Raw genomic sequence first — 6,818 nt, 5'->3', positions numbered from 1 at the left:
TCACCCAGGCCGTCGACGCCGGAGAGCGTGCCGCCCACGGTGTTCTTGATGATGGTGATGTCGCCGCGCTTGGCGTTCTCGTACACCCAGCGCGCGTTGGCGGGGCTCAGATTCAGGCAGCCGTGGCTGGTGTTGTACGAACCCTGCGCGCCCACCGACCACGGGGCCGAGTGGAAGAAGATGCCGGAGTAGGAGATTCGCGTCGCGTAGTCCACCGGGGTCTTGTAGCCATCGGGCGAGTCCACCGCCACACCGTAGGTCGAGGAGTCCATGATGATCTTCTCGTGCCGGTCGGCCACGATGTAGATGCCGTTGTCGGTGGGTGTGCTGTTCTTGCCCATCGAGGTCGGCATGGTGCGGATCACCTCGCCGTTCTTCTCCACCGTCACCTGCTTGGTGTTGTCGTCGGCGGTGAAGATCACGGCGTCGCCGATGGTGAAGGTGGACGTGATGTCCGCGTCACCGACCAGTCCGTTGCCCAGATCCTTGCCGTACACGTCGACCTCGATGTCGACCTTGGTGCCCGGAGCCCAGAAGTGCTCGGGCCGCCAACGCACCTCGCGGTTGTTCACCCAGTAGAAGGCGCCTTCCACCGCGGGCGTGGTGGTGATTTTGATCGCGTTCTGCGCGGCCTTGCGGTCCGGGATGTTCTCGTCGAACTGGATCGCGATCGGCTGCCCGATACCGACCACCTCGTTCTCCCCCGGGATCAGGTACGGGTGGGTGCGGTTGTTCGGCGAGATCGTGGTGAAGCTCATGCTGGTGGTGTTCGCGCCGCCGAGCCCGATGGCGTCCACGCTCAGCCGATAGGTCCGCCCGAAGCCGAGCGGCTCGGTCAGCTTCCACGACTGCCCGTCGGCGGCCAGTTCACCGCTGACCTCCCGCCCCTCCGGATTGAGCAGGCTCACCTTGTTGATCTTGCCGTCCTCGACCTTCAGCACCAGCGGATCACCCGGTGACACCCCGATCTGCCCGTCCTTGACCGGTGCGACGAGCTTCGGCTTGATCAGCTCGCTGATCGGATTCGAGTCGATGGCGACCGCGGACGAATCCGTCCCCGACCCGGATGAACATGCCCCCAGCGCCAGCACTAGCGCCGACAGCACAGCCACTGCGCCCAGCAGCTTCCGCGATCGGCGTCGGCCCTGACCATTCCTCATATTCACAACCCCACTTCACGTCTCGGTGCGTGCGCGGGGTCCGCTGCCTACCCCGACTACGCCTGCTCGACCCACCACGCCTGCGGGGAGCGGTCGAGACACGATCATTCTGCCAGGCCCCAGGGACACAGACACACGACCACAACCACCCTCCGCAGGGCTCGCCCCGTTCATCCGTTCCCAACCCCATTCCGTTAACACGGATGATCACATCCGTCCACCGCAACAGAAACCCCAGCTAGACCCCGCGATTTCACTTTCAGAGCCACAGCCTGTTAAGGTTTCTTCCGCACCGAAGAGCTCCCGAAACGCCGGCGAGCACACGGCACGCGCCATTAGCTCAATTGGCAGAGCAGCTGACTCTTAATCAGCGGGTTCGGGGTTCGAGTCCCTGATGGCGCACCATATTCGGTGCGATCGCACCACACCGCATTCGGCGGCGGACAGCCCGGGCCACCGAAAATCTGTTCACCTCGTGCTGCCGACCGATTCCGGTTCACCACGGTCTACCTCGGTGAACCGGCGGTCAGGTCGGCCGGGCACCGATCACATCCGGTGTTCGAGTGCACTGCGACACGTAGCGGTCCGGATGGCCACTGACCATGTCAGTTCGGTCCTTGCCCGAGCGCCGCACATCAGTCGACCTCGCTTGCTGAAGGCCGGCAGAAGCGAAGTCCACAAGCGCGACGATGGCGTGATGAAACCACTATCCGCTTCATCTGCCGTTGTCGATGTGATTCCCGCTGTGACGCTCGGTGTGCTACCGCATACATCGGTGGTGTTCGCAGCGCTGCCTGCCCTGGCCCCCGAGTCCGCGCGACTGGATCCGGGTACCGACCAGTTTTTGTTGGCCGCGGCCCGGCTCGATGGCTCCGGCCGATTTCGTGCCCAGGCATTGCTGCGAGCGTTGGGCTGGCCACCATCGACACGACTGGAACTGCGTCAGACCGCGACAACAGTGACCATCCATGCCGACCCCGCCGGAAGTGCCATGGTCACGGCACGGGGACTCCTCGCGCTACCGGTGGCGACGCGACGCTGGCTCGGCGTCGAGGCCGCAGCCCTTGTCGTGGTGATCGCGCTACCCGCTCCCGGGCTGATGATCCTGGCCGCACCCGATCGGTTGGTCGCGGCGTTGTTGCAGTGTTCGGGGGCCGGTCATGTCTGCTGACCCGGACCGGATCGCCGAGGCCCGCCGAGTCTTGGCGGCTTTGGGGGTGAGCACGGCGGATTTGGAGCAACGCCCGCCGGTGCCGACGCTGGACGAGTACCTGCCGCAGATCATGGGTGCCGTCGGGCCCGGCATGCTGCGAACCTACCGCCCGTATTGGAATCACCTGTCGGTGGCGTTCGGTACGCGACGCCTGAACACGATCACAGCCACCGAGATCGAGAACCTCGAATATCGTGTCGCGGCCAACGCCGCCCAACGCAGCAGCAATCGCTACGGCCGATCCGCACGGGAGTCGTTCATCGCCGCGGCCCGCGCCATCTACAGCCGCGCCATCGCCGACGAACTGCTGCCGGCCGGATCGTCCCCGGCGCACCGAGTCGCCAAACCCCGCCGGTTACCCAGCACACGACGTGCACTGACCGCCGCCGAGCTCGAACAGATCAACACCGTCGCGCGGTCCTCCGGTAACGACCCGGTCCTGGATGCGCTGCTGCTGCGATTGCACACCGAAACCGCCTGCCGCCGCGGCGGTGCCCTCGGGTTACGGGTGTGTGATCTCGACGCCGAGGAGTGCCTGGTGCGACTACGGGAGAAGGGACAGACCATCCGGTGGCAGCCGATCAGTCCACCCCTGACCCAAGCGTTGATCCGCCTCGCCCACGCGCGAGGCGCCGGGAAACCGGGCACGAACCTGCTGCGCTACCGCGACGGTCGGCCGCTGACCTACCGCCGCTACGACAACCTGTGGAACCGTGTACGTGACCAACTGCCCTGGGCGGCCGCACAAGGCGTGTCGACGCACTGGCTGCGCCACACCACTCTGACCTGGGTCGAACGCAACTTCGGCTACGGCGTGGCCCGCGCCTACGCCGGACACACCGACCGAGCGGGCGCATCCACCACCACCTACATCAAGGCCGACGTCCAGGCCGTCGCCGGAGCATTGGCCGCAATGACCGGCCACCCGCACCCACTCGCCATCGACCCCGACAGCTACCCCGCAACCGCGCGGATCACCACCGCCCGGTCAACCGGGCCACATCCATCGTCCTGATGGTTGCCGTGACCTAGATCCTGCCTTGCCGGGGACTGTCGCGCAGTCCCGGCACAGCTCCCCGTCGTCCGAGCATCGGGCGGCGGGCGAATCGTCCCGCAGCGACACCCTCGGTCCCGGTCCTCACCCAGAGCAGCACAATCGCTCAACCTGTGGAAGGGCACAGCGAGGTTGGGCCTGGCTCTCGGGGGATGTGTCGCCTGCCAGGGTGATGGGACCACCGTTTTGCCAAGAGTATGGGACCGGGTTGCGTCCGGTCGCGGGGCCGTGTCGATGGTGACCGACGACCGGGCTGCCGGTCAATCCGGGTCGGTCGGATCGGCTGGTTTGCTGCGGCGCGGCTTCTGCCGCTGCCGGTAGGACTCGCCCTCGACGACGAGTTCGTAGGCGGCTGATTGCAGCCGGTCCATCGCCGACTGCGCCAGCAGCGGGTCGGCCATCATGGTCAGGATCTCGGGTGGTTCCCGGTTGCTGGTGATCACGGTGGAAGCCTTGCGGTGGCGTTCGACGATCAACTCGTAGAAATCGTTGGTCTCGATGGCTTCGAGCCGATGCAACGCGCCGCGGCCAGCACTACGCCAGCGTCCTGATCGACGCGGCCACCCATCAATGCATCGACGTGCTGCCCGATCGCCGCCGTCAGGTGTCGCAGTGGAGAGAGCGGTGCCGACAAGGTTGACCAACGCGCCCTCCTTTCGGCTGGTGGAGCAGCTCGAGCAGGCGGCTCACGGGCATGGCTGCGGCTGCAGCTTCGGCCCTGGCTTGCTGGGCGATCGTGAGAGCCTCATCGATCTGGCGGGCAAAACGAACGGCCGTGCCAGCAGGAGACGCGCCTGACCCGAGTGATCGTCGCGCTCGTGCTGGCGGTACTCGCCGCGGTCGTGGTCGCGGCGTTCACCTCCGGTGAGACCTTGTGGCAGCGACTGGAATTCGGTACCGATATCACCGTCGACGGGGTGCTGCAGGCGGCGGGGCTGTTGTTCTTCGCGTTCGCCGGGTACGCGCGCATCGCCACCCTCGGCGAGGAGGTGCGCGACCCGGCGCGCACCATCCCGCGCGCGATTCCGCTCGCCCTCGGTATCACCCTGGTCGTCTACGCCGCGGTCGCCGTGGCCGCGCTCGGGGTGCCCGGCCCGCAGCGGTTGGCAGGTGCGGGCCGAGCACCTTTGGCCGAGCTTGTTCGGGCGGCGGGCGCGGACTGGCTGGAGCCGGTGGTGCGCACCGGAGCGGCGGTCGCCGCACTGGGGTCGCTGCTGGCATTGATCCTCGGGGTGTCCCGCACAACCTTGGCCATGGCGCGGGATCGGCATCTGCCGCACAGCCTTTCGGCGGTGCATCCACGTTTCGCCGTGCCGCACCGCGCGGAGGTGGCCGTCGGGGTGATCGTGGCCATCGTGGCCGCCACCGCCGATCTGCGCTCGGCGATCGGATTCTCCTCCTTCGGCGTGCTGCTCTACTACGCGATCGCCAACGCCTCGGCCTGGACGCTCACCCGCGCCGAGAACCGTCCTGCGCGGGCCGTTCCGGTAATCGGGTCGGCAGGCTGCGTGGTGCTGGCGTTCACGCTGCCGGGCGGCATCGGTGCTGACCGGAATCGGGGTCGTGACGCTCGGGGCCGCACTGTACGCACTGCGGCGGCGCGGCATCTCCGCCGATACTGGATCCGCAGGCAGTTCGTAACGACATCCCGAACGCGGAAGGACAAAACGTATGTCCGAGAACCGAACTCGCTACCTCGATCGTCTCACCGCCACCAGCGCACCCGCGGCGGTGATCCTCATCCGCGGCTATGTGGGCGCGATCTTCCTGTTCGAAGGGATCCTGAAGTTCGCGCGCCCCGGCACCCTGGGCACCGGCCGCTTCGACAAGGCGGGAATCCCGGCCCCGGGATTCTTCGCCCCGCTGGACGGGATACTCGAAATCAGCTGTGGCGTACTCATTCTCGCCGGATTGCTCACCCGGGCGGCCGCGGTCCCGATGATCGTGAACATGCTCGGCGCGCTCCTGATCACCAAATCACCGATTCTGTGGGGCGATGCCGCGCTGTTCTCCGGCAAGTCCGGCTGGTGGGACTTCGTCCACGAGTCCCGCACCGATCTGGCCCAACTGACCGGCAGCGTCTTTCTGCTCCTCGTCGGTGCGGGCGCCTGGTCTCTCGACTCGCGTCGGAGCGCTCACCATGCTTCGGCGCCGGTATCGCGCTGAGACATTCACGGCTCGTTCCCGAGCACCTCGCGGGCCAGCTCCCGCAGCGTGCGCCGATCCTCGGCCAGAGCGCCACGCCCTGCCTCCGTGGCCCGGTAGACGCGCCGGGTCCGCCCGTCCACCACCTGCTGCTCGGATACGAGCAGTCCGTCGGCTTCGAGCCGATGCAGCGTCGGATACAGGGTGCCGGGACTTATCCGATACCCGTGATGGGCGAGTTCCTCGGTCAGCCACGCGCCGTGGACCGCACCCTCGGCGGCGTGATGCAGGATGTGCAGCCGCACCGCCGCCCGCTGAAACTCCCGCACCACACCACCTCACCCACGCGATGACGAAACCGATATCGGAATCCGATCCTACGGCGGTGACCACACCGACAACAGCGACGCCCACGGCCGACCCGTCCGGCAATTCCGGGCTGACTCCGCGACGGCGAGGACTCGCCGCGAACCCGAACCGATCAACTCCGACATCGACCTGATCGACCGGCATGCGCCCTTCTACGGAGGGAGGCCGATCCGACACGCGGCGCAGGGTCGTCATCGACGGGCCCTTCCCACGACCCTGCCTTCGTGATCACCGACCGGGTCCGTCCAGTGGGACCATGGATGCACACGCGAGTCGCCGTAGCGGCGGCTCAACCGACCGCCGGATCTCAGCGACGGTGCACAGGTCCGGTATCGCGAGTAGAGGTGAGCACGATGCGATTGGCGGGCGAGGCATTACGACTGACTATTTTCATCGGCGACAGCGATACCTGGCATCACAAGCCCCTCGCAGCGGAAATCGTGCACCGCGCCCACCGCAGCGGGCTGGCTGGGGCGTCGGTCTTCCACGGCGTGGAAGGCTACGGAGCCACCTCCCTGATCCACACCAGCCGACTGCTGTCGCTGTCGCAGGACCTGCCGGTCGCGATCGTCATCGTCGACGACGCGCAGCGTATTCGCCAGTTCCTGCCGCAACTCGACGAACTCGTCACGGAGGGCATGGTCATCCTCGATTCTGTCGAGGTCATCCGCTATGCGACCAGCGAGCACAAGAGGCGCTAGCGGCGACCGGCCGGGCGGTGATCTCGCCCACACGCGAGCCGCGCAGCGGCGGCCACGCGGCTACCCTGTGAACAACGATGCGGCGGTGGGGCTCGCCGCTCCGAGACCGGAGAACCGCGGCACCAGCGCCGCCAACAGTCCCTACCCGATACAAACCCCTAGCGGGTGGATCGAGT

General features: G+C 67.0%; 6 protein-coding genes, 1 tRNA gene and 2 pseudogenes. 6 read left to right on the top strand and 3 right to left on the bottom strand.

Features of this window, described 5'->3' with window-relative positions; translation table 11 throughout:
* Positions 1–1,160 (bottom strand): Ig-like domain-containing protein (locus QK444_RS02095; RefSeq protein WP_282776473.1); only part of this gene is annotated, 1,160 nt, incomplete at its 3' end.
* A gap of 329 nt (positions 1,161–1,489) precedes the next feature.
* Here QK444_RS02095 and QK444_RS02090 point away from each other — a divergent pair.
* The 3 genes from QK444_RS02090 (at position 1,490) to QK444_RS02080 (ending at position 3,388) form a co-directional block, all read left to right on the top strand.
* Positions 1,490–1,565, top strand: a tRNA-Lys gene (locus tag QK444_RS02090).
* 184 nt (positions 1,566–1,749) lie between these two features.
* Complete coding sequence (locus QK444_RS02085) at positions 1,750–2,331, top strand: hypothetical protein (protein WP_282776471.1); 582 nt, start codon at positions 1,750–1,752, stop codon at positions 2,329–2,331.
* The gene (locus tag QK444_RS02080) at positions 2,321–3,388 is read left to right on the top strand and encodes a site-specific integrase (protein WP_282776469.1); all 1,068 of its coding nucleotides are present in this window, start codon (positions 2,321–2,323) and stop codon (positions 3,386–3,388) included. Before QK444_RS02085 ends, QK444_RS02080 begins: the two co-directional genes overlap by 11 nt.
* Before the next feature lie 299 nt (positions 3,389–3,687).
* Here the strand turns inward: QK444_RS02080 and QK444_RS02075 are convergent.
* Positions 3,688–3,948, bottom strand: a pseudogene (locus QK444_RS02075) (ATP-binding protein); the annotation flags it as partial.
* Positions 3,949–4,221: 273 nt separating this feature from the next.
* Here QK444_RS02075 and QK444_RS02070 point away from each other — a divergent pair.
* Both QK444_RS02070 and QK444_RS02065 read left to right on the top strand, forming a co-directional pair.
* Positions 4,222–5,068 (top strand): annotated as a pseudogene (locus QK444_RS02070) (APC family permease); the annotation flags it as partial.
* A gap of 30 nt (positions 5,069–5,098) precedes the next feature.
* Complete coding sequence (locus tag QK444_RS02065) at positions 5,099–5,593, top strand: DoxX family protein (protein ID WP_282776467.1); 495 nt, start codon at positions 5,099–5,101, stop codon at positions 5,591–5,593.
* Positions 5,594–5,598: 5 nt separating this feature from the next.
* Here the strand turns inward: QK444_RS02065 and QK444_RS02060 are convergent, their stop codons facing one another.
* Positions 5,599–5,901, bottom strand: a complete 303-nt coding sequence (locus QK444_RS02060; RefSeq protein WP_282776466.1) for a PadR family transcriptional regulator — start codon at positions 5,899–5,901, stop codon at positions 5,599–5,601.
* Between the two features lie 393 nt (positions 5,902–6,294).
* On the opposite strand from QK444_RS02060, the gene QK444_RS02055 reads away from it, so the two are divergent.
* Positions 6,295–6,642: a DUF190 domain-containing protein gene (locus QK444_RS02055; protein WP_282776464.1), complete on the top strand. Its 348-nt coding sequence runs from the start codon at positions 6,295–6,297 to the stop codon at positions 6,640–6,642.
* Positions 6,643–6,818 lie beyond the last annotated feature (176 nt).

The organism is Nocardia sp. CC201C (genome assembly GCF_030010695.1).
GTDB lineage: Bacteria > Actinomycetota > Actinomycetes > Mycobacteriales > Mycobacteriaceae > Nocardia > Nocardia otitidiscaviarum.
The sequence above is the reverse complement of the archived record's forward strand: the minus strand, read 5'-3'. Positions and strand labels throughout refer to the sequence as shown.

Bases quoted from the DNA above. Each gene is read 5' to 3' on its own strand.
- QK444_RS02085 (WP_282776471.1), top strand. From the start codon at position 1,750: ATGGCCACTGACCATGTCAGTTCGGTCCTTGCCCGAGCGCCGCACATC.
- QK444_RS02080 (WP_282776469.1), top strand. From the start codon at position 2,321: ATGTCTGCTGACCCGGACCGGATCGCCGAGGCCCGCCGAGTCTTGGCG.
- QK444_RS02065 (WP_282776467.1), top strand. From the start codon at position 5,099: ATGTCCGAGAACCGAACTCGCTACCTCGATCGTCTCACCGCCACCAGC.
- QK444_RS02055 (WP_282776464.1), top strand. From the start codon at position 6,295: ATGCGATTGGCGGGCGAGGCATTACGACTGACTATTTTCATCGGCGAC.